Source organism: Pradoshia sp. TA40_28 (assembly GCF_059694525.1).
In genome coordinates, this window is the sequence record NZ_JCATZO010000001.1 from 97,380 (window position 1) to 118,232 (window position 20,853).

At 38.5% G+C, this 20,853-nt stretch carries 18 protein-coding genes; 11 read left to right on the plus strand and 7 right to left on the minus strand.

Going from position 1 to position 20,853, the window contains the following annotated elements; all coding sequences use genetic code 11:
- Nucleotides 1–112 precede the first annotated feature (112 nt).
- A complete protein-coding gene (locus tag AC58NB_RS00430; protein WP_497425142.1) occupies nt 113–1,297 on the plus strand; it encodes a class I SAM-dependent rRNA methyltransferase in 1,185 nt (394 codons plus the stop codon).
- A gap of 45 nt (nt 1,298–1,342) precedes the next feature.
- Here the strand turns inward: AC58NB_RS00430 and AC58NB_RS00435 are convergent, their stop codons facing one another.
- Nucleotides 1,343–1,585, minus strand: a complete 243-nt coding sequence (locus AC58NB_RS00435) for a hypothetical protein (RefSeq protein ID WP_497424836.1) — start codon at nt 1,583–1,585, stop codon at nt 1,343–1,345.
- Between the two features lie 165 nt (nt 1,586–1,750).
- Between AC58NB_RS00435 and AC58NB_RS00440 the strand changes: the two genes are divergently transcribed.
- Entirely contained in the window at nt 1,751–2,461 is a 711-nt protein-coding gene (locus tag AC58NB_RS00440) for a class I SAM-dependent methyltransferase (RefSeq protein ID WP_497424837.1), read from the plus strand.
- Nucleotides 2,462–2,701: 240 nt separating this feature from the next.
- On the opposite strand, the gene AC58NB_RS00445 is transcribed toward AC58NB_RS00440, so the two are convergent.
- The gene (locus AC58NB_RS00445) at nt 2,702–3,964 is read right to left on the minus strand and encodes a dicarboxylate/amino acid:cation symporter (protein ID WP_497424838.1); all 1,263 of its coding nucleotides are present in this window, start codon (nt 3,962–3,964) and stop codon (nt 2,702–2,704) included.
- A gap of 115 nt (nt 3,965–4,079) precedes the next feature.
- Between AC58NB_RS00445 and AC58NB_RS00450 the strand changes: the two genes are divergently transcribed.
- Nucleotides 4,080–4,949 (plus strand): AraC family transcriptional regulator, encoded by an 870-nt coding sequence (locus AC58NB_RS00450; RefSeq protein WP_497424839.1) that lies wholly within the window; start codon nt 4,080–4,082, stop codon nt 4,947–4,949.
- Between the two features lie 78 nt (nt 4,950–5,027).
- Here the strand turns inward: AC58NB_RS00450 and AC58NB_RS00455 are convergent, their stop codons facing one another.
- Both AC58NB_RS00455 and AC58NB_RS00460 read right to left on the minus strand, forming a co-directional pair.
- Complete coding sequence (locus AC58NB_RS00455) at nt 5,028–6,677, minus strand: glutamine--tRNA ligase/YqeY domain fusion protein (protein WP_497424840.1); 1,650 nt, start codon at nt 6,675–6,677, stop codon at nt 5,028–5,030.
- A gap of 239 nt (nt 6,678–6,916) precedes the next feature.
- Nucleotides 6,917–7,297, minus strand: a complete 381-nt coding sequence (locus AC58NB_RS00460; protein ID WP_497424841.1) for a DUF4183 domain-containing protein — start codon at nt 7,295–7,297, stop codon at nt 6,917–6,919.
- A gap of 169 nt (nt 7,298–7,466) precedes the next feature.
- On the opposite strand from AC58NB_RS00460, the gene AC58NB_RS00465 reads away from it, so the two are divergent.
- From AC58NB_RS00465 to pgmB, 5 genes are all read left to right on the plus strand, one after another.
- Nucleotides 7,467–7,826: a DUF4183 domain-containing protein gene (locus AC58NB_RS00465; protein WP_497424842.1), complete on the plus strand. Its 360-nt coding sequence runs from the start codon at nt 7,467–7,469 to the stop codon at nt 7,824–7,826.
- Between the two features lie 136 nt (nt 7,827–7,962).
- A complete protein-coding gene (locus tag AC58NB_RS00470) occupies nt 7,963–9,159 on the plus strand; it encodes a DEAD/DEAH box helicase (RefSeq protein ID WP_497424843.1) in 1,197 nt (398 codons plus the stop codon).
- A 119-nt stretch (nt 9,160–9,278) separates the two neighbouring features.
- Nucleotides 9,279–9,647, plus strand: coding sequence for a YckD family protein (locus tag AC58NB_RS00475; RefSeq protein ID WP_497424844.1), 369 nt, complete (start codon nt 9,279–9,281; stop codon nt 9,645–9,647).
- Nucleotides 9,648–9,945: 298 nt separating this feature from the next.
- Nucleotides 9,946–12,255, plus strand: coding sequence for a glycoside hydrolase family 65 protein (locus AC58NB_RS00480; RefSeq protein WP_497424845.1), 2,310 nt, complete (start codon nt 9,946–9,948; stop codon nt 12,253–12,255).
- Entirely contained in the window at nt 12,252–12,920 is a 669-nt protein-coding gene (gene pgmB / locus AC58NB_RS00485; RefSeq protein WP_497424846.1) for a beta-phosphoglucomutase, read from the plus strand. Before AC58NB_RS00480 ends, pgmB begins: the two co-directional genes overlap by 4 nt.
- Nucleotides 12,921–13,146: 226 nt before the next feature.
- On the opposite strand, the gene AC58NB_RS00490 is transcribed toward pgmB, so the two are convergent.
- Nucleotides 13,147–15,336, minus strand: coding sequence for a DNA topoisomerase III (locus AC58NB_RS00490; RefSeq protein ID WP_497424847.1), 2,190 nt, complete (start codon nt 15,334–15,336; stop codon nt 13,147–13,149).
- 619 nt (nt 15,337–15,955) lie between these two features.
- Here AC58NB_RS00490 and AC58NB_RS00495 point away from each other — a divergent pair.
- Together AC58NB_RS00495 and AC58NB_RS00500 are read left to right on the plus strand one after the other, a co-directional pair.
- On the plus strand, nt 15,956–16,153 hold the full coding sequence (locus AC58NB_RS00495; RefSeq protein WP_066109465.1) for a cold shock domain-containing protein: 198 nt from the start codon (nt 15,956–15,958) through the stop codon (nt 16,151–16,153).
- A gap of 135 nt (nt 16,154–16,288) precedes the next feature.
- The gene (locus AC58NB_RS00500; RefSeq protein ID WP_497424848.1) at nt 16,289–17,644 is read left to right on the plus strand and encodes an amino acid permease; all 1,356 of its coding nucleotides are present in this window, start codon (nt 16,289–16,291) and stop codon (nt 17,642–17,644) included.
- Between the two features lie 3 nt (nt 17,645–17,647).
- Here the strand turns inward: AC58NB_RS00500 and AC58NB_RS00505 are convergent, their stop codons facing one another.
- Both AC58NB_RS00505 and AC58NB_RS00510 read right to left on the minus strand, forming a co-directional pair.
- A complete protein-coding gene (locus AC58NB_RS00505) occupies nt 17,648–18,271 on the minus strand; it encodes a LysE family transporter (protein WP_497424849.1) in 624 nt (207 codons plus the stop codon).
- A 131-nt stretch (nt 18,272–18,402) separates the two neighbouring features.
- Entirely contained in the window at nt 18,403–19,395 is a 993-nt protein-coding gene (locus tag AC58NB_RS00510) for a YeiH family protein (RefSeq protein WP_497424850.1), read from the minus strand.
- Between the two features lie 557 nt (nt 19,396–19,952).
- Here AC58NB_RS00510 and AC58NB_RS00515 point away from each other — a divergent pair.
- Nucleotides 19,953–20,819 (plus strand): Cof-type HAD-IIB family hydrolase, encoded by an 867-nt coding sequence (locus AC58NB_RS00515; RefSeq protein WP_497424851.1) that lies wholly within the window; start codon nt 19,953–19,955, stop codon nt 20,817–20,819.
- Nucleotides 20,820–20,853: the final 34 nt, after the last annotated feature.

Below are 20,853 nucleotides of genomic sequence, written 5' to 3' on the forward strand. Positions count from 1 at the left end.
TCCTTCATTATATTCATGTATAGTTTGGGAAGATAAGCAGTTTTCGTTATACTGTAAGTATAAAAGTTTAAAAGAGAGTATGTGAATTAAATTGAGTTCAGGTCAAAAGGAAATAATTTGTGAAATAAAACCAAGAGACAGTAAAAAAATAAGAAGTGGGTTTCCATTGATATTGAAGGAAGCAATAGTGGCTCCTCAAAAGCTACAGGAGGAAGGCCAGATTCTTAAACTTGTTGATGCCCAGGGCCGTTTTGTTGCAAAAGGCTATTTTGGTAAGCAAAACAAAGGATATGGCTGGGTATTAACCAGACAGGAGAATCTTTCTATTAACCAGGCATTTTTTGATGATAAGATTCGGAAAGCACTTGATAACCGAGCGCACTATTACAGCAATGAAGATACAACAGCTTTCCGTGTGTTCAATAGTGAGGGTGACGGAATCGGTGGAGTCATCATTGATTATTATGATGGATATTATGTCATTCAATGGTATAGCCAGGGTATTTACACATTTAAAGAGTATATTTTAGAGTCTCTGCGCAGGTTAACAGATTTTAAAGGGATTTATGAAAAAAAGCGTTTTGATACAAAAGGAAAATATATAGAAGATGATGATTTTGTTGAAGGTCAAAAAGGTGAGTTTCCTATTATCGTTAAAGAAAATGGTGTAAACTTTGCTGTTAATCTAAATGACGGAGCTATGGTAGGTGTTTTCTTAGATCAGCGTGATGTCCGTAAAACGATTCGGGACCGTTATGCAAAGGGAAAGACAGTTGTAAATATGTTTTCCTATACTGGAGCTTTCTCCGTGTTTGCTGCACTTGGCGGAGCTAAAAAGACAACCAGTGTGGACCTTGCCAATAGAAGCCGAGCAAAAACGATTGAACAGTTCAGTGTGAATGGAATTGACTATGAAGCGCAGGATATTATCGTAGAGGATGTCTTTAAGTATTTTAAATATGCAAGAAGAAAAGAGTTAAAGTTTGATATGGTCATTCTCGATCCGCCAAGCTTTGCTAAGTCTAAGAAATTTACTTTCAGTGCGGCAAAGGATTACACAAATTTGCTGAAGGAATCGATTGAGATAACAGAAAAAGGCGGAATGATTGTTGCCTCAACCAACTGTAGTCTGTTTGGAATGGATAAATTCAAATCCTTTATCGATACGGCATGTAAGGAAATGAACCAGAAATATAAAATTGTTGAAGAATTTTCATTGCCGGATGATTTTAGAACGATTGAAGAGTATCCAGAGGGTAATTATTTAAAAGTAGTGTTTATCCAATTAAGCAAATGATAAAAATAGCCTCGTATCCCAATGGAGATACGAGGCCATATCTGTTTAGAAAAACAAAGCTCCTAAGGCAAAGCCGGTAATAAGGCCAAGTCCTACCGGGTAGCCCCAGCCACCGCCCCAGCCCCAGCCACCGCCCCAATAGCCATAGCCATGCTGTCCGCCATGAGGCTTAATCCATACATGGGTTCTAGTGACTCTTGTGATAGTGCCTCTATGAACACGATTATGACGGTCAGTAATACGCACATTTCGTCCAATATGTTTATTGCAAAGGTTGTAGTAATTCATCCACCTGATGCCCCTTTCAAATAATGTTTTCTCTGTATTGTATTGATAGATGGACAACTTGACTGTTTGTTTACCTAAAGGGACGATAAAAAATTCGATATTGGAGATATGAACCAAAATAAAGAAGGGACCATAAAATGTGGAAAACAATGACAGAGGTGTAAAATGGCCAAATTTACGTATATGGATTTGCTATCTAAACTTGGAATAGGAGGGGCGCATCCGGGTGGGTTAAAAGCAACAGAAATGATGCTGAAAAAGGAGTCTATTCAGCAAGATACTGTCATTTTGGATGCAGGATGCGGCACGGGACAAACCAGTGCCTATTTGTATAATACCTATCATGCGAACATGATTGCGCTCGATGCCCACCCAGTCATGATAGAGAAGGCAAAGAATCGATTCATACAATTAGGCTTACCTGTGCAGGTTATAGAAGCCTCACTGGATGCCATTCCGTTAGAGGATCAATCAGTTGATTATTGTCTAGCTGAATCCGTGCTATCCTTTGTTGACATCGAGCCAGTTCTGAATGAAATTAAAAGGGTATTAAAGCCTGGTGGTGTATTATATGCCATTGAACTAACTATGCAAAAGACTCTTACTGAAACAGAACAAAAACAGATTGAGCTGTTTTATGAATTTCGGCAGATGTGGAAAGAGGATAAATGGAAAGAAGCCATGAAAAAGGCTGGGTTTGTAGATGTAGAAATTAGAGCATTACCCTCCTTTTATGAGGACCAGGAGCCCCTGACAGAATTTCAGCCATCAGAGGAAGTTCCTGATGCTTTATATGATTTATTGGAAGAGAATGAAAGGTTATTGCTTCAATACCGTGAAGCAATGGGGTACCGCGTGATTTATGCACAAAAATAGTACTGCAACAGGTAAAATATAGATCTTTGTTCTCCTCCTATCGGCTCCTTTCCATGCTACTTTGGCTGGATTCTTCTCCAATTTGGCTGAATTTTTCTCTATTTCGGCTGAATCCGCTGTAGTTCAGCTATCTATAAGCGATTTTGGGAGATACTAAAGAAAGAAAAGCCCCTTAACTCTTATAAGTTAAAGGGGCTTTAAAAGGTACAATTGATGTTTTGCTACATTCGAAGTAGCTATTTATGCTTTAGCTGTTTTACTAAGCGAGTTTTGCAACCAGTTTTTACCCTCAACCAGACGAGCTACCAGCATCGCACATACTGTGTTTCCAGTTGAATTCAACAATGTTGCAGGAATATCAATAATCGTACTGATCACAGCAATAATTGGAAGAACCTCAGGTGAGAAACCAAATACGGAAAGAATCAGCATTTCTCCAATCATACCTCCACCTGGAATAGCGCCCATTACGGCACCTACAAGGAAGGAGACAGCAAGAATACTTAAAATGCTTGATACACTTGTCATGTCTTTACCGAAGAGGCTGAATAAAAAGACGATCTTCAGGACTCCGCCAAATACAGACCCATCCTTATGTGTATTAGCACCAAGGGGGATAACCGTTTCAGCGATATCGTCCGGAACGCCAATCTTTTTCGTAGCTTCTAAATTGATTGGAATACAGGCAGCACTTGAACATGTCGCAATGGCTGTAATAGAAGGAGGAAGGGCATTCTTCCAAAATATATTAATCCCATTCTTGCCGGCTGCTATATAAGCATATAAGGTAAAGAAACCAAAGAAATAAATAATACTTAAAATCATATAGAGAACAAATGAACGGGCATAACCTTCCAAAATTTGTGGTCCAAGCTCACCAATAATGGTGGCAAAATAACAGCCTAATCCGATTGGTGCGTAGTACATCACAATTTTGACAACCTTCATTAATACTTCAGTTCCCGAAGTCATTAGCTGTGCAACCGGACGGCCTTTTTCCCCAGCCATGGCTGTAGCCAATCCAACTAAAACCGAAAATACAATTAACTGCAAAATATTGGACTTAGATAATAGTTGTGAAAAATCACTAACCGTAAAGGTATTAACTAATTGGCCCAGTAAAGAGATTTCTTCCGTTTCTGGAACTTCAGCGGTTGACATTAATTCCTTTATGGATGATACATCTGTATCTCCAATTGGGTTTATAACAGTTGTACCAAGGAAGCCTAGTACAGCAGCGATAAGGGCTGTTGTGAAAAACACAATAACAATACTGCCCATGATTTTTCCGAGACGCTTCATTTCACTCATATTTGCAATAGCGGAAGTGATACTGAAAAACACTAACGGAACTATAATCATGAATAATAAGTTCAGAAATAAATCCCCGAATGGTTTAATAACTGCTATATCGGGACCGATAAAATATCCGGCTAACCCGCCAATCGTGATAGCCAGCAGTAGTATGATGGAACCTTTATAATTTAAAAAAATTTGTTTCATTCTTTTCACTGCCTCTCGATAATTACTACTATAAGCATACTTGACTATTTTACCACGTTCTATGAAAATATTGCTTAAAAGATGGTAAAAAGTGCTCTTAAGCAGGAGGAATGTAATGCTTAAATTCGATAGACAGCAATCAGAGAGAAGAGGAGTCCTAAATCAGGAAATAAAAGTATTTCATATTAAGGACCAAATTGTGAATGAGTTTGAATACCATTATCATGATTTTAATAAAATCATTATCTTTATTAAAGGAAATGTCACATACATGATAGAAGGGAAGGCCTATAAACTAAAGCCCTGGGATTTGCTCATCATTGGTCATGGACAAATTCATAAGCCCATAATAGATCCAACGGAAGAATATGAGCGTTTTATTATTTGGTTTGACCCAGCTATGGTTACCAAGCATAGCTGGGACCATACCAATTTATTAATGTGTTTTGAATTGGCTGCCCGCCGTGAGATTAATCTAATGCGAATTTCGAATGATCCGCTGACAAAGATTAAAAATATTGTGCAAGACTTAATAGAGGCTGAACAAGAGCCGGCATTTGGGCATGACATTTTAAAATCATCCCTGTTATTACAACTATTGATCATCCTTAATCGCCTTTTTGTCCTTGATGAAGCGACAAGCCATTCGCAGGATATTCTTTATGATAAGAATATAACGGAAGTCTTAACCTATATAAATCAGCATTTAAATGAGGATTTATCCATACCAGTATTGGCTTCAAAATGCTTTTTAAGTAAGTATCACTTAATGAGAAAGTTTAAATCCTATACAGGATACACGCTTCATCAGTATATATTGCAGAAAAGGTTATATCATGCAAAATCCATGCTATCGAATGGTGAATCGATGACACATATATCCCAAAAAGCTGGCTTTAATGACTACTCAACCTTTGTCAGGGCCTTTAAAAAGGAGTTCGGGCTGTCGCCTAGGGAGTATTTAAAAGAATTTACTTATGAGTAACAGACATAAAATTTTGGTATTATGAAGCATACAAAAGGACCGTTGATGACAACGGTCCTTTTGCATGTTTTAGATGTTTTATAATTTAAATGAACTTTTCAAGGATACGATTAAATTGAAAACTAAATGATCAGCTGTTGTATCTTTCTTGTCGACATTAAAGTACCCATGGCGGAAGAATTGGAATTTCTCATTTGGTTGAACATTTTTCATATTAGGTTCAACAAATCCGTTTTCAATGATTAAGGAATTCGGATTCACATGATCAAGGAAACTGCCGTCTTCTTCCACTTCTTCATCAAGAATGAGCGGTTCATACAAACGGAATTCAGCTGGAACAGCTTGCGTCGCTTCAACCCAGTGAATCGTACCTTTCACTTTACGGCCAGTGAAACCTGTTCCACTCTTCGTTTCTGGATCGTAGGTACAGCGTAATTCAATTACATTGCCTTCCTCATCTTTGATGACTTCTTCACATTTAATGAAATAAGCATGCTTCAGGCGTACCTCATTTCCAGGGAAGAGACGGAAATATTTCTTTGGAGGATTTTCCATGAAGTCCTCTTGTTCAATATAGATTTCTCTTGAGAATGGAATTTTACGCGTGCCCATCTCAGGATTCTCCGGGTTGATTTCAGCATCCAGCATTTCAACTTGTCCTTCTGGATAGTTGGTAATGACAACTTTTAATGGTTTTAAAATTCCCATTGTTCTTGGTGCCTTTAGTTTTAAATCTTCTCTTACGAAGTGTTCAAGCATTTTCTCATCTACAATACCGCTTGTTTTGGCTACACCAATTTCACGGCAGAAATTGCGGATAGATTCGGGAGTGTATCCTCTTCTACGTAGGCCGGAAATAGTCGGCATCCTTGGGTCGTCCCAGCCATCTACATAGCCTTCTTCAACCAATTGCTTCAATTTACGCTTGCTCATAACGGTATTTGTTAAATTCAAACGGCCAAACTCATACTGCCTTGGTGTGCTTTTCATTTCACATTCTTTAATAACCCAATCGTAAAGCGGGCGCTGATCTTCAAACTCCAACGTACAAATGGAGTGAGTGACGCCTTCAATTGCATCCTCGATTGGGTGAGCAAATGCATACATCGGATAGATACACCATTTATCACCTGTGTTATGATGAGTAACATGTGCAATTCGATAGATAACCGGGTCACGTAAATTGATGTTTGGCGAGCTCATATCAATTTTGGCACGCAGAACCTTTTCACCATTACCGAATTCACCATTACGCATACGTTTGAATAGATCTAAATTCTCTTCAACAGAACGGTTACGATAAGGGCTTTCTTTGCCTGGCTCAGTTAAAGAACCGCGATATTCACGTATTTCATCTGCTGTTAAATCGTCAACATAAGCTAATCCTTTTTCAATTAACAAGATTGCACGATTATACATTTCCTCAAAGTAGTCAGAGGCAAAGAAGAGGTTGTCCCAGTCAAATCCGAGCCATTTGACATCTTCTTTGATAGACTCTACATACTCCGTATCTTCTTTCAACGGGTTTGTATCGTCAAAACGAAGATTTGTTTTTCCTTTAAATTCATCAGCAAGTTCAAAGTTTAGAACTATAGATTTTGCATGTCCAATATGCAAGTAACCATTTGGTTCAGGGGGGAAACGCGTAATAATTTGATCTGTTTTCTCTGAATTTATATCATCGATAACGATGTTACGAATAAAATTTGACGTATTGTGCTCCACCATCTTCAACCTCTTTCGCATAAACTAGTAGTTTCATTCTAATGGAAATATTCCCATGTCGCAAGAAGCCTAAAAATAATTACATTTTCACTTTTTGTGCGTTCTTTTAATATAGTAATTTTATTGTTTATATGTAGTATAACTGTATTTTCTTCTACTAATACATCATATTGCTTAAAAAATATAGCCTGGAGCAGGTCGCTCAGGCTATAAGGTGGTAATATATTACATTTTTCTGCTATTTATGTGGCTATATCTGTATTGGCAGTAGGTGTATAGTTGGCAATTTCCAGCACAATCGGGCTTCCTTCTAAAATAGAGCCCGCCTGAGGAATGGTAATCACTAAACTGCCTACACCTTTAGCGCCTGGTGTATAGACATAAATCCCGTCCATTTGCAGAACACCATTTATATATAATTTAGTAGTGGAGTCACCGGGATTTAGTACTGGTAAGGCTGGTGTTGTGTTTCCGGAATCATCAAAAAATTGAGCGGTATCAATTGTTAGTGTAGCTCCTGCGGCAACATCACCTGTAGTGACAGAAAAAAACTTTGTATTTACAGGAGTTACTGTTGTAGTGGTTACAGCATCAATAGCCAGTTTCATAATTGCTAAAGGCAAGATAATCGCTCCCTTCTAGAGGTCATTTGAAATATCTTTATTCACTAAATTATTTACCACTGTATATATATGAAAAAGATGTAAAAAGGTTTGCTGATAATATCCTTAGTGAAATAGGGGACTTGCGACCACTTAGGAGTGTGAAGAGATTATGAGGAATGGGAAGGTAATGAAAAAAACGGATATCGATCGTTATAGTTATACCTCATCGTTGCCAAAGCCATTACTTATTTGTCCTACGGTGAAGACAGAAACGTACAGGTATAAACTTCCGGGGAATGTGGAGCTTTATGAATTTTATATGAATGCTAAAGAAAATCAGCGTGTGTTCTCCTACTGTGACCAGGTGAACGAGTATCGGAGTGGCAGAATCCCTTCGCCTGAGGATGTATCCTATATGAATCTATTTATTAATGGAGTCCTGCAGCCAGCTAAAAATTATGAGGTAGTAAAAGACCAATTAATCTTAAATACAGTGGACCTTCCGTTAGAAAAAACAATCTTAATCCTTCAAATGGTTAAGGTTTAAAATCTTAAATACCAGTTGTTTTAGGAAGGAGAGAGAGTTCTTTGGAATAAGCCGGAACCTCTCCTTTATTGATAATCATCGTTTGGCATATGTATAATAAGAACCATACAAGTAAGCGTATAGACAGGAGAATATAATGAGTACAAATGATTTTATGGTCAATGAGTTAATAGATGGATTAAAAAAACAATGGGAATTATCCGGATTTAAAGAAGCAACGACGGTTCAGAAAGAGACATTTGTCCCGATCTATGAAGGGCGTGACCTACTGGCAGAATCTCCGACAGGAACCGGGAAGACGCTTGCTTATGTCCTGCCCATCCTAAATAAAATAAAAGCGGATGAACAAAAAGTACAAGCTGTTATTCTAGCTCCATCAAGAGAGCTTGTTATGCAGATTTTTGAAGTGGTACAAGCATGGGCAAAAGAAACAGGAATCACGGCTGCATCGTTTATTGGCGGAGCAAATCCAAAGCGTCAACTGGAGAAGCTAAAAAAACATCCTCATATTGTCATCGGAACACCAGGCAGACTTGAAGAATTAATTAAGCAAAAAAAGCTAAAAATGCATGAAGTGAAAACAATTGTACTGGATGAAGGGGATCAGCTCATGATTCCGGAACATTTGCCTACAGTTGGGACAATCATTAAGAGTACAATGAGAGATCGTCAGGTCGTTCTTTTTTCTGCTACGCTGCCGGCTGGATTAGAGGAAGAAGCAGACCAATGGATGAATGATCCTGTTAAGGTGAGAGTTAAAAAGGAAGATACAGTACAATCGAAAGTGGATCACATATATTTTGTCACCGAGGCGCGTGATAAAATTTTCATCCTTGAGAAACTGGCAAAAATGGCTGATATGCGAGCTCTTGTCTTTGGTAAAGATATTGGAAATCTGGATGTTATGGCATCGAAGCTTCGATTTAAGGGAGTAGATTTAGGTGTCATTCATGGTGATTCTAAGAAAATGGACAGAGAAGCAGCGATACGTGAATTTCGTCGGAAAGAGTCAACCATATTGCTAGCTACAGATGTGGCAGCGAGGGGTTTGGATATAGAAGGATTACCTACTGTCATCCATGTTGATTTTCCTGAAACGATTGCACAATATATACACCGATCAGGAAGGACTGGCCGCCAGGGAGCAAGTGGAACAGTCATTTCGATTGTAACTGCGCGTGAGGAACGTGAATTAAAGAAATATGCGCGCGAATTGAACATATCCGTTCATAAAAAAGAACTGTTTAAAGGGAAAATTGTGGATACTCGGCCTGTTTATGATCAAAAGCCAAAATTCACAAAGAAAAAATCAAATCCAGGTAATAGAAAATAAGTAAGGAAGGGCTGGCCTGAACGGGTACAGCCTTTTTTTCTTATATAGGGAAAGAGTCATGCATAAATAATGAAAAGCGGTAAAAACTAGGTGCAGAATCTAGTGAAGGAGTGGAAATAATGAAAAAATGGTCTCTGCTTTTGATCATGGCGTTTATGCTAAGCATGACATCCATTGGATTAACGAATACGGTCGTAAAAGCGGCAGAAAACAGTGATAAACAAACAAGGCCAGCATTAACCGAGCAACAAAAATCAGAGCTGGCTGCGATGCATAAAGAAGTGCATGAGAAGGAAAAGGCTATTATTGCAAAGTATGTAGAATACGGTGTGATGTCCCAGGAAGCTGCTGATATGTTAACAAATCATATGAATAAACGATTTGAAAAGATCCAGGAAAATGGCTACATCCCGCCTCACCATTTTGGGAACGGGCATCCTGGCAAACCGCCACATGAAAATAGTCCTGATATTGATTCAAATGATTAACAAGATTGTTCTACCTCTAAAGGTTACTCATATCTTTAGAGGTATTTTTGTGTTTTCCTTCTCTTGCAAATTTAAAACTCCGCTTTTTATAAAGACATTTTTCATCTACCTTTATAAACTCAAGATTCACTTTTTAATATAATTTAGGCTAATATAAGAATTTTTCAAATAATACTTACATAAATTAATGAATGCGTTATAATTGAGAAGGTACTAGTGCAACCGGTTGCACGACTTGGGAAGCCTATATATGACTAGTAAACATAAATGATCGAGTGAAGATAGAAAGGGGCACTACATGAAAAGGCTGTTTTCAATAAATCCGTGGAAAATCATTGAAGAAGAGATACATAAAGAAGATTTTAGACTAGCTGAAAGTATGATGAGCCTTGGCAATGGACATATGGGGCTAAGAGGTAATTTTGAAGAAACCTATACAGGTGATACCCATAAAGGAACATATGTAGCAGGTGTATGGTATCCAGATAAAACCAGGGTTGGCTGGTGGAAAAATGGGTACCCTGATTATTTCGGTAAAGTCATCAACACAATCAATTTTATTGGAATCCGTGTTTTTATAGGTGAAGAGGAAATTGATCTTAATAAGTCAGAAATTATGAACTACCGCCGTGAGCTGGATATGAAAAAGGGTGTTCTGACAAGATGCTTTACCATTTCACACGCAGGAAAAGAAACAGCTGTGGAAGTAGTCCGCTATCTATCAATCGCTGAGAAGCAATTAGCCGTAATTAAGTATGCGGTTAAACCGATTAACCATGATAGTGCGATTACATTTATTCCTTATTTAGACGGAGAAGTCCGTAATGAAGATTCCAATTACGAAGAAGACTTCTGGAACTATATATCTTCCAGCTCATCTGAGCTCACAGGTCATTTGGTTATGCAAACAAATGAAAACCCTTTCGGAACGGATAGATTTACTGTTTCTGCAACGATGGCCCTTGAAGTAGATGGCAACACAGCTACGATTAGTCCATTCGAACATGAAGAATATATAGATAATAAGATTGAGGTTTCAGCGGAAGAGGGCAAAACAGTTACCTTAACCAAATATGTAGCCATTACAACAGATCGTGACCATGATGCGGAATTTCTCAGTGAAAAGGGCTTGGAAATTGTCCATACAGCTATGCAGCAAGGCTATGAGGCTTGTTTGCAGGCGCATTGTGAACAGTGGGCAGAGCGCTGGGACTTGGCCGATGTTCAAATTGATGGAGATATGGAAGCACAACAGGGAATTCGTTTTAACTTATTCCAATTGTTTTCAACCTATTATGGAGAAGATGCTCGTTTAAATATCGGACCTAAAGGATTCACAGGAGAGAAATATGGCGGTGCAACGTATTGGGATACCGAGGCCTATGCCATTCCATTATATTTGGCAACAGCTCAGTCGGATGTGGCTCGTAATCTCTTAATCTACCGGCATGCTCAATTAGAGGGAGCTTATCTTAACGCTGAAAGACAGGGTCTAAAAGGGGCATTATTTCCAATGGTGACTTTCACGGGAGTAGAGTGCCACAATGAGTGGGAAATTACGTTTGAAGAAATTCATCGTAATTCGGCAATTGCCTATGCGATCTATAATTATGTGAATTATACCGGAGATAAGAGTTATTTGAACGAATATGGCATAGATGTGCTGGTCGGTATTTCACGCTTCTGGGCTGATCGTGTTCATTACCATAAAAAGAAGGATCAATATATGATTCATGGAGTAACAGGCCCTAATGAATATGAAAATAACGTCAATAATAACTGGTACACAAATACAATGGCGGCATGGACGTTAGGTTACACGCTTGAAGTCATTACTTATTTGAAAGAAAATGGGCACGAAGCTAGATTTTCAGATTTGTTCATTACGGAAGAAGAACTGAATAACTGGCAGGATATCAAAGAAAAAATGTATTATCCATATGATGAGGAAAATAAGGTGTTTGTTCAGCATGATACATTTATGGATAAAGATTTGATGCCAGTTTCTGGGTTAAAGCCTGAAGACCGTCCGTTAAATCAAAAATGGTCATGGGATAAAATTTTGCGCAGCTGTTTTATCAAGCAAGCGGATGTCCTGCAGGGTATTTATTTCCTTAATAATAAATATACACGTGAAGAAAAACGCCGAAACTTTGAATTCTATGAGCCTATGACGGTTCATGAATCCTCCCTATCTCCATGTATTCATGCCATCCTTGCTGCTGAGCTTGGAATGGAAGAGAAAGCGTATGAAATGTATACAAGGACAGCTCGGCTTGACTTAGATAACTATAACAATGACACGGAGGATGGCTTGCATATCACAAGTATGACTGGTTCCTGGTTAGGGATTGTACAGGGATTTGCGGGTATGAAAACATTTAATGAAGAACTTTCCTTTGCGCCATTTATCCCGGCGGCTTGGGACCGATATACTTTTAACATTAATTATAGAGAACACCATTTAACCATTGAAGTGAATAAGGATGAAGTAAGCATTTCTCAAACTGGACCGGGTATGAAACTTAACGTATACGGCCATGAGCTCGAATTACCTGTTGATGGTGTAGTGAAAGTACCGCTAGAGAGGGAGGAGACAATCGCGTGAGTAAGGAATTAAAAGCGTTCATCTTTGATTTGGATGGTGTTATTACAGATACAGCAGAATATCATTATCTTGCCTGGAAACAGCTTGCGGGTGAGTTGGGGATTGAGTTCACCAGAGCGGATAATGAAAGATTAAAAGGGATCTCCCGCATGGAATCTCTAGAAATCATCCTGGAAATTGGGAATAAACAATTTTCCTATTCAATGGAAGAAAAGGAAAAGCTGGCTGCACAGAAAAATGAGCATTATGTGGAGCTGATTCAGCAAATTACGCCGAATGATATCTTACCTGGCATTAAGCAGCTAGTAATGGACATTAAAGATGCTGGCTATAAGTTGGGCCTTGCTTCTGTCAGTAAAAATGCACTGGCTGTGATGAACTCTTTGCAGCTGAGCGACCAATTTGATTATATGGTGGATGCGCATACGATTAAAAAAGGAAAACCAGATCCGGAAATCTTCCTAAAAGCTGCTGAAAAGCTAGGAGTTCCAGCAGATGAATGCATTGGGATTGAGGATGCTGAGGCTGGTGTTGAAGCCATTAAGAGTGCGGGTATGTATGCTGTTGGCGTAGGCTCTAAAGATCAGCTGTCTAAAGCAGACCTCCTATACAGTCATACCAATCTTTTATCAATGGACGAATTAATAAGGGAATATCAAAAATAAGCTAAGGAAAGGGCGTCCCGGTTTGGGGCGCTTTTTTGATACGGGTTACTGATATTTACAACAAAAGGGGAGCAAGCAGAGATTCCTGATGAATCTATTGATTGGAATAGATTCTGGTGTAGCTCAGGTGATTGGGCTAGTTCCGAAGCAGTATTTCCGGATTCAAAACAAAGAAATAAAAAATAGGGAATTAGCGAAGTATCTGGCTAATTCCCTATATTTTTTTTTAATCTAGTTTGATTCCTTTTAATAAATCTGCAAAAGGATTATTAATTGGTTCAGCTTCTTTTTCTTGTTGTTTCAAGTACTTTTGTACAGTTCGTTTATCCACTTTTCCGCCAGATTCTTTTTTACGTCTCGCTTCAAAGGCAGATAATTTTTCGCGATATCCACATTTACAAGTGAATAGCTGTCCTTCACCTTCGCCGCGGAGTTCCATTTTCTTTTTACATTGTGGACACCGTGCGTTAGTGACACGCGATACGTTCTTTCTATGACCGCATTCCCGATCTTGACAGACAAGCATTTTCCCTTTCTTGCCGTTTACCTCTAGCATTGGCTTTCCGCAATCAGGGCAAGACTTTGTGGAGATATTGTCGTGTTTGTATTTTTTGTCGCTGGCTTTGATTTCTGCGACAATTTCTTTTGTATGCTTCTTCATCTCATTGATGAACACATCTTTTTTCAATTTTCCTTTAGCGATTAGCTCAAGTTTTTGTTCCCAATCAGCAGTAGTCAATGGGGATTTTAATTCTTCAGGTACTAAATCCAGTAATTGGCGACCTTTAGAAGTAATATAGATTTCTTTTCCACCACGTTTTTCTAACAGAAATGAATTGAATAACTTATCAATAATATCACCGCGAGTGGCTACTGTACCAAGTCCGCCAGTTGATTTGAGCGTGTCTGCAAGCTTCTTATCATTTGTTTTCATATATTTTGTAGGGTTTTCCATGGCAGATAATAAAGTTGCCTCCGTAAAACGGGAAGGTGGCTTTGTTTGCCCAGATGTTTGAACGATTACCTGTGTTTTCAATACATCGCCCTTTTGAATTTTCGGTAATAATTGTTCCTTTACATCATCAGATGAATCGTCATCCTCAAAATGATTTTCGTATACTTCTTTCCAACCAGCCTGAATAACTGTTTTTCCGCGTGCGATAAAGGATTCAGTACCAATTTTCGCTTGTACTGTTAATTGCTCAAATTCATGGGCTGGGTATAGTACGGCTAAGAATCGTTTTACGACTAGATCATAAATTTTGCGTTCCTTATCCGTAAAGGCGGCGAAATTAACATAGCCTTCCGTTGGAATAATGGCATGGTGGTCACTTACCTTACTGTTATCGACGAAAGCTTTTGTCGCCTTGATTGGTTTACTCGCAATCTTGTTGGCTAACTTGCGGTATTCTGTGCCGCCAATTGCTTTTAAGCGCTCAGGAATCGTACTAACGATGTCTGAAGATAAATAACGTGAGTCTGTACGAGGATAGGTTAAAACTTTATGCTGCTCGTATAGTTTTTGCATAATATTTAGTGTTTCTTTAGCCGAATAACCAAAGATTTTATTCGCATCACGTTGCAGTTCTGTTAAATCATAAAGAGAAGGTGCGAAGGTCTTCTTAGCTTTACGGTCAATGGATACAACCGTCGCATCTTTGCGTCCAAGCGATTGAACGATCGCATCTATTTTTTCTTTATTAAAATGACGACTATTCCCATTGGCATCTTGCCAAGTCAATTTAAGTCCATCTGTCTGAGCTTCAATGCCATAATAGGTTTGAGGTTTGAAGCCTTTTATTTCATCTTCACGTGCTGCAACCATGGCAACTGTTGGTGTCTGTACACGACCACAATTTAATTGAGCATTAAATTTAGTTGTTAATGCACGAGTTGCATTCAAACCGATATACCAGTCTGCTTCAGAGCGTGCTACAGCTGAAGCATATAAGTTTTCATAATCTTTACCAGGCTTTAAGTTATTGAATCCATCTTTAATCGCTTTATCTGTTACAGAGGAAATCCATAGACGTTTGATTGGCTTATGAACTTTTGCTTTGTCTATAATCCAACGTGCAACTAATTCTCCTTCTCTCCCTGCATCAGTAGCCACGATTATTTCATTCACATCACTGCGGCTTAACTGTGTTTTTACCGCATTAAACTGCTTACCAGTTTGCTTCATAACAACTAATTTCAGGCGTTCTGGTAGCATAGGAAGATCTTCTAGATTCCATGCTTTATATTTATTATCATAAACCTCAGGATCGGCTAAAGTTACTAAATGTCCGAGGGCCCAAGTGACGATATATTTATTTCCTTCAAAAAATCCATTGCCTTTCTTTGTACACTTCAAAACATTTGCAATATCACGTGCAACGGAAGGTTTTTCAGCAACGACTACACTTTTTGCCATACTTCGAAAACTCCTTTACTGACTATGTACTGTTTAATATACCACAGTTTCGTTGGTGGAAATGTATAGACACCCTCATTGGCCATCCTAGTAGACATGCTTGTTTTAGAATACCAATTTCGTTTTGACCGTTATTTTAGCTTTTATTTCTAGGATTGTTTTTCTATATTCGAATGTATTTTTATTCTATTGTCTTTGTTTGATTGTTTGCAGCTTTTTCCATCGTCCAGAAAATGTCGAGCTTTAAAGGACGTTTTCAAAGCATAAGTACCAACATGTTTTTAAGAGTGGCATCCAAATGAATCGAAAAAGCAGAATGGAGAGGCATCTGATTTTCAGTCACTTTGCTTGTCAAATACTCCAAAAGTTTCATTTTGTGTTAATATATAGATTATTTTATTTTAGTTTTACACTTTTATGGTATATTTATTACATTTTGGATTAGTTTAATTTGTTTAAATTGTTTGTTAATTAACGCGGTATATGATACGATAAGAACAGCTAAAAGGTTTGAAGATCAAAAAAATTTTTACAGTCTTTAAGTACATGCTTAGACAGAAAAGGTTTTTCTGGTTTTCTACTTTTAAAAATTTTCACTAAAAGTTAGGAGGCCAAAAAAATGGTCGGAAAAGTAAAATGGTTTAATGCAGAAAAAGGTTTTGGTTTCATCGAACGTGAAGATGGTGACGATGTATTCGTACACTTCTCTGCAATTCAAGGTGAAGGATTCAAAACTCTTGAAGAAGGTCAAGAAGTTGAATTCGAAATCGTAGATGGAAATCGCGGACCACAAGCTGCAAATGTAGAGCGTATCTAATTAAATTAGAAACCACTGGGTACAATCCTTTATGGATTGTGCCCTTTTTTATTGGTATGTAAATAAGCATAAGTTTCGCCAAGATGGAGCAGATTAAGTGAGGATATAATCTGTAATCAAAGGGCGGAATAGGATATGAAAAAAGCAGCAGTTAAAGGAAATCCCGAAAAAAAGAAACTGCAGTGGTGGCAGCTCTCCTTAATAGGTGTGGGCTGTACAATTGGAACTGGTTTTTTCCTTGGTTCCGGATTAGGAATCAGGCTTGCTGGTCCATCTATATTAATTTCGTTTTTACTCGCAGCATGTACGACCTATATCGTATATGAGGCTTTGGCAAAAATGACGCAAAAAGACCCCCAAAAAGGATCCTTTCGTACATATTCACGTAAAGCGTTTGGACGCTCCTTTGGATTCTTAAATGGTTGGGTTTACTGGTTTTCAGAAATGCTTATTATGGGAAGCCAATTAACAGCTTTGTCTTTGTTTTCAAGGTTTTGGTTTCCTGAATTTCCTTTATGGATATTTGCGGCCATCTACGGAGCACTTGGTCTGATTGTGATTATTATTGGTGCAAAGCTATTTGAACCGATGGAGAATGTCAGTGCCATTGTTAAAGTGTCTGCAATTTTGATGTTTGTCATTATTGTGATTCTTGGTTTGTGTGGAGTGATTGATGGAAAAGGCTCGTTAGATTTCCCTTCAACAGTCAAGGAGATTTTTCCGACAGATTGGAAGAAGATTTGGTCATCTCTCGTTTTTGCTTTCTTTGCCTTTGGAGGCATTGAAGTACTTGGAATTATGTCTATGCGATTGGAGAAGAAAGAGGATGCTCCAAAAGCAGGAAGAGTTATGATTTTAGCGTTAACCGTCATTTACATTATATCACTTGGCTTAGTTGTGATGCTGCTGCCATGGAATAAGGTGAATTTAAATGAAAGTCCATTCTTAACAGTTCTGAACTATTATCCATTTAGGTTTATTACGCATATTTTTAATGGAGCCTTAATCATTGCTGGATTTTCAACAATGTCTGCTTCCCTTTTTTCCGTTGGCAATATGCTGACGACATTAGCGGAGGACCGAGACGCACCGAAAGTACTAGGCAAAAAAGGGAGATTTGCAATCCCTCTGCCTGCTTTTGCTGTAACAGTGACTGGCTTGCTTATCTCAATCGTTTTATCACGCGTGATGCCTGATAAGGTATATGAATATTTCACTACTGGAGCGAGCTTATTGATCCTGTACAATTGGATATTGATTCTGTTAACGTATTCCAAGCTTGCTGACCTGAAAATAAAAGATAAGATAAAACGTAATATAGGACTTCTCTTTATTACGACGGCTATTGTAGGGACGGTCATTGAAAAAGACACGCGTATGGGCTTTTTCGTAAGTTTAGCTTTTGTTTCTTTTGTTGGTCTGCTTACCATTATTATGGCGATCATTCGAAAACGAAAAAGACCTATAACAAAACGAAGGATCCATAATTAGCGATTAGATAAGAGATTGAATACCCATAACTCCAAAATAAATCCCAAATCCTACTAAGGAAATTCCGGATATGATTGATATTCCTGCCAACAGCTTATTGGTTAAATAGCGCCTAAAAATGGATGCCATCATTGCCATTGAAAGGTCCCAAATAAAGATACCGACAAGGATAGCCAGACTGTTAATGATGACTTGTTGATTAGATATGTGAGTGACTGTTTTAGCGAGGACTGAACCATAGATGCCAAGCCAAAACAAGATAGATAAAGGATTCCATAACGACATGAAAAAGCCAGAGCGAAAGGAACGTGAAATTTCTTTGTTCCCAGTATTGCTTTGGTTTTTTTTGTGGTAAACCGCCAGCAGGCTCTCAATGCCAGAATAGGTTAGGACAAATGCGCCAAATAACCAGAGAAAGGTTTGAATTAGTGGAACCTGCATATATTGAGACAAGCCAGTATAAACAGCAAACATAAAACAGATGTCAGCCAGAATGGCGCCAAGACCGAATACCCATGCATTCAAGAATCCATATCTTAGGCCGCGTTCCATTTGTGCTGCATTGATTGGTCCAATAGGGGCTGATAAGGAAATTCCTAAATAGACATATCCTAATAATCCATACATTAAATGTTAACCTCCATTTTAATTGCTAAAAACATCATATGCATGTACATGGGCTTGTACGACAAAAGAATTTGAAAACTTCACCTTTCAAGGAAGGGAATAAAAAAAGGGAGGCAGAAGCCTCCCAGGTTTTAAGCCCAGAAATAAGTAACAATGGATAGCAGGATCGATGTGATGAAGAGCGTAAGCAAGGGAAGACTGGCGCGGCTTTTTAGCTCTTTTAAATCTATCGTTAATCCGAGTCCAGCCATAGCCATGGAAAGCAGAAAGGTGGTCAGCAAGGCAATGGAGTCATATAAGTATTCTGGAAACCATGAGCCGGCAAGATAAGTACGAAAGATACTTAGGGCCAAGAATCCCAGTAAGAACCAAGGGAATGGAATGGCTGCTTGATTGCCGGAGCCCTGTTTACGTTTCATCCAGAATACTAATACAAAACAGAAAGGAATCAGCAAGAAAACACGGCATAATTTAGCTAATAATGCCATTGTGACGGCAGCTTCACCGGCAGGCTCGGCGGCCAATGCGACATGAGCTAATTCATGTAAGCTAAGCCCGGACCAAATTCCGTATTCAGATGGCGTTAAGGGGAGAACCGGAATGAGCATAGTGTAGACGACGGAAAAAAGAGTACCAATCAAGGCGATCATCCCGACGCTCATCGCTGTATCCTCTTCCTTTGAATCCATTATCGGCGATACGGCTGCTATAGCAGCTGCACCGCAAATCCCTGTTCCCGCTCCTAGTAAAAATGAGATCATAGGGTCGATTTTCAGCCATTTTCCGAGCAATACCATTAGTGCTACGGAAAATACGATACAAATCAGAGCTTTCCCCAACAGACCAAGCCCTTCATTGAAGATAATCTGCATATCTAATTTCAAACCATATAAAATGATGGCAGTCCGCAACAGGATTTTTGCCGAAAATTGCACACCAGATCGCAAATTTGTGGGATAGCTGCGAAGATTACGATAGAGGATAGCGAGTAAAATACTACACGCTAAAGGGCCTATATAATCAAAAAATGGCAATTCAGCAAGAATAAATCCTAGTAGTGCCAATAGGGCAGTAAAGCCCAGTCCACCCCAGAATGATAAAGGAGATTGAGTTGGTTTAGTCATAGTTGTCACCTAATACTTTCATCGCTAAATTTGAAAACCTTTGTTATGTATGGGTAAAATATATGTATATACATAGCCAGATGATTATAAATGCTGGCAAGGGCTTCCGTGAAGCCACCCCCTTAGTTTAATATTCTTTGACTTAATAAAAAAGTGGTAACGCTCATTAATTAATTGTATGTTTATCCATTTTAGTTTCTTTTATGCAAGTGTAGATGGATAGGGTAGAATATCATCGTTCGTAGGACCATTTAAAGAGTTGGTTATTAATTTAGTACTAACAAATCCTTATTTAATAGATACAACCATGACTGAATGGGTAATACATAATAATAACAAAAAAAGCTGAGGCGCCTGCCCAGCTCCGACAAGCATAAGGAAAGTCACATAGGGGGCGTTCTTCCCCCGCAGAGGCTATCCTTATGACCTCGAGGAGCTAGGAGCTCGAGTCATAAGCAAATACTCTGCGGGAGAAGGACCCTCCCTCCGAGTATTCGTCTTATGCTTGTCGCTTCTAACCAGTCGTCTCAGCTTTATAAAGATAGGGGGATATTAGAATGAAATTGAAGTGTATCGTAACAGATATGGATGGGACATTATTGAATGAGTATCAAAGGGTGAGTGATGAAACTCGAAAAGCACTGGAAGCTGTCAGGGACAGCGGGGGACAGGTAATCGTCGCTACAGGGCGGTCTTATAAAGAAGCAAGATTTGCTCTTGATGAAATAAACTTTAATTGCCCTATTATCAGCTTGAATGGAGCAGCTGTATTTGATCAAAAAGGTGAAATAACAGTCTCGAACCCGATGGAAGATCATAGCTTATCAGAAACAGTTAAGCTATTGGAAGAAATGGATCTTTATTTTGAAATGTATACAAATAGGGGAACCTTCTCCAAAAATCCTGAAAAGGCTATTGATTCACTCGTTGATATCTTTTTGAGTGCCAATCCCGACCAGGAAGAAGAAAAAGTCCGCGAATTTGCTGAAGGCAGAATAAAATTAGGGTTCGTATTTGCAACTGATGACTATTTCAAGCTAATTAATGAAGAAGATATTGAAATATATAAAATACTAGTCTTTTCAACGGATATGAATAAGTTGAAAGATGCGGTTACGATTCTTGGACAGATGGAAGGATTAACCGTTACTTCATCTGGTAAAGGGAATATTGAGATTAACCAGAAAGGTGTCTCTAAGGGAATAGCTTTAGAAAACTTACTGAAAAAATTACAAATTCCACTTGAAGAAACGATTGCCATTGGAGATAACTTTAACGATGTATCTATGTTTGAGAAAGCGGGGCTATCTGTTGCGATGGGAAATGCATCCGATGAAATTAAAGCCCTTTGCAAGGATGTCTCCTTAACAAATGAGGAGCATGGTGTAGCACATATTATTTACAAATATATCGTCAAAAAATAATTTTTCAATATGTGGTATAAACAATCCGTAATAT